The organism is Longimicrobium sp. (genome assembly GCF_036554565.1).
In the GTDB taxonomy this organism is placed as follows: domain Bacteria; phylum Gemmatimonadota; class Gemmatimonadetes; order Longimicrobiales; family Longimicrobiaceae; genus Longimicrobium.
Genome location: NZ_DATBNB010000368.1, coordinates 1 through 2,633 on the forward strand (window position 1 = coordinate 1; position 2,633 = coordinate 2,633).

Below are 2,633 nucleotides of genomic sequence, written 5' to 3' on the forward strand. Positions count from 1 at the left end.
ATGTCTGCATCTTGTGGCGCGGGTGATGCGTCATGCCGTTCTGTCGAGGACAACCGTTTCCCGAACGGATGGCGAAGATGTTGCATTCGCGGCGATGTGGACGATTCGTACGTCGCCCAGCCACCAGCAAGCCCAGGTGCCGATGACCGCCTCCGTGCTTTCCAGGCCCACGCGCGCGCTCCCCGCCGGGGCGCGGCTGATCGCCCTGGCCCCGGACGCCGCGTACGCCGTCCGCGTGCTGGCCGCCGCGGCCGGCGGCGCAGCGCTGGGCACCTTGGCAGCCGACGGGGAAGACCCGTCGGAGCACATCGTACGGGGCGCGGCCTCGCTTTCCCGCCAGATCGTGGCGCACGCGCTCGGGGCCGCCGATGCCGCGCCGGCCGTGAGCCTGGCCGCGTCCGCGCGAGAGCTGGAGCGGCTGATCGACCGGGTGCGGCGGATGATTCCCGCCAGCGCGGCCGAACTGATTCCCTCCATCGACGATCCCCCGCTGCCGCTGGCCGACGAGTGGCTGCGCGAGGCGGCGCTGGAACGGCACGAGCATGCGCTGATGCTGCTGGGGCACCCGGAATACGAGTTGGTGCTGGGTACACGCGCCCTGCACCCGGCCGAGGCGCTGGCACGCACGGCCGAGCGGGTGCTGCACGGCGTGGAGGGGTGGGCCTCGCACGACGAGCTGCTGGAGCTGGAAGTGGAGGCGTCCTACTGGTTCAGCGAGCGCTGGGCCGCCGATGCCGACCTGGAGAGCGAGCGCGGGGAGCGCTCGGTGACGCGGCGGATGGAGTGGGTGTTCGCCGACCGCCGCACCCTCGGCTTGGGCGAGCCGATCCTGGCCTCGCTGTTGGCCTCTGCCGACGCGGAGGGATGGACGCCCGCGCGGCGGAGGGCGGCGCGCGCGCTGGTGGATTCGGACGCGGACGCATGGCACGTATTCCGGAGCACGGGCCACGAGACGGCGCTCGCGCGGTCGCTGACGAACGGACGGGAGATCGCGGTCCGCGACCCCAACGGCGAGGCGCTTCCCGGACGCGTGGTGATGGGCCGGGCGCTGCCTTTGGGAGACGAGCACGTGTTCGCGCTCTCCACCGAGCTGGTGGCGGCCGACGATCCCGCCGACCTGCGCGCGCTGACGGCGGACGTGCGCGCCTTTGCCACGTCGGGGCGGCTGCCCCTCGCCATGGCCGTGGAAGCCACCATCGCCGATGGCCTGTTCGGCGCCCGCATTCCCCGCCCCGTCCCCGCCGCCGAGGATGCGGACGCGGCCCTGGCCCGCATCGACGAAGGATGCGACCTGCTCCTCCGCCGCGGCGTGGCGCGCACGCTGGACCCCCAGGGCGGCGCGCCCCGCCCGCCGACGGGCACCTCGCGAGACCTGCTGGCGCTCCCCGACGACCCGGTGATCGCGGCGTGGATGTCGGCGCTGGTGTCGGAGAGTTCGCGCGAACGGCAGTACTCACAGCCAGTGCGCCGGCCAATGTGAGGCCACGCCGCTTCTCCCGCGAACGGCACAGGGGAAAGGGAGCCAGTGCCGCGCGCTTCGATGGCTGTGGATGCGCAGGCGGAGGGTGATCGCGGGGTGTGGGGCAATTCGATGGTTCCGGCGCAGTCCCCGGCTGCCCTCTCCCCCCGGCCCCCTGTCCTGCAAGGCCGCAAGCGGGAGAGGGGGAGAACTGCACCAAGCCCCGGCCGCGCCCCAACTTCAACTCACATCCAAGCAGGCCAGTCTGCGAAGGCAGACTTCGTGTGGTTGTTGCAGCGAATTCATTCGCCCGACGGAGCCAAGGCCTCCCCACCCGAGACCGGGTTAACCCCGCACTAACGCACTAAACGCACTCCCGCACTCACGCACTCCCCCCCGACCTACCGCCGCCCCGGACCCCGGTACCGGTCCCGGCCCATGCCCAGGACACGCCGTGTGTACCCGTTCTCCGGGTTGCGGCCCGAGCGCAGGTCCCGGTCGACGGCGCCTTCGCCGCGGTTGTACGCCAGAAGCGCCAGGCGCACGTCGCCATCGTACTTGTCGATCAGCCGCCGCAGGTATCCAAAGCCGACGCGCAGGTTGGGCTCGGGCTCCAGGATGCGCTCGCGCGTCGTCATCCGCCGGTCCAGCCAGCGCGCCGTCGAGGGCATCAGCTGCGTGTAGCCCAGCGCGCCGGCGTGGCTGCGCGCGCGGGGGTTGAACGCGCTTTCCGCCCGCACCAGGCGAAAGCCCAGCTCCGGGTCCAGCCCCTGGCTTTCGGCGGCGTCGTGGATGGTGCGTGCCAGCTGGGGCGAGATGCGGAACTGCATGGCGAACGCGAACGGGCCGCCGCTCATTTCGCGCACCTGCCGCGCGCGGTCGCGCACCCAGCGCCAGAAGTCGCGGTTGATGGTCTCGGCGGCGTCGGCACTTGCGGGCGCCACGGTGGCGCTGTCGGCGTGCTGGGCGCGGGCGGGCGCGACCCAGGCGGCCAGTGCCAGGGCGGCCACCAGCGCGGGAACTCGCAGCGCGCCGGAGAGTGGCCGCGTTCGATCGGCTGTCGTGCTCAAGTCGTTTCCTCCTTGTTTTCGGCTCAGCCGGGGATGAACAAGCCGCACAACGTGCACGCCACGGCCTTCCACGTCAACCCGTCATCCGCCGCGTACGAGGTTTG

General features: G+C 72.2%; 2 protein-coding genes. One reads left to right on the forward strand and one right to left on the reverse strand.

What is annotated here, in order from left to right:
- Positions 1-94: 94 nt before the first annotated feature.
- A complete protein-coding gene (locus tag VIB55_RS10295; RefSeq protein ID WP_331876572.1) occupies positions 95-1,480 on the forward strand; it encodes a hypothetical protein in 1,386 nt (461 codons plus the stop codon).
- A 380-nt stretch (positions 1,481-1,860) separates the two neighbouring features.
- Here the strand turns inward: VIB55_RS10295 and VIB55_RS10300 are convergent, their stop codons facing one another.
- Positions 1,861-2,529 (reverse strand): lytic transglycosylase domain-containing protein, encoded by a 669-nt coding sequence (locus VIB55_RS10300; protein WP_331876573.1) that lies wholly within the window; start codon positions 2,527-2,529, stop codon positions 1,861-1,863.
- Positions 2,530-2,633: the final 104 nt, after the last annotated feature.

Coding starts and splice junctions, on each gene's coding strand:
- VIB55_RS10295 (WP_331876572.1), top strand. CDS start 95: ATGTGGACGATTCGTACGTCGCCCAGCCACCAGCAAGCCCAGGTGCCG.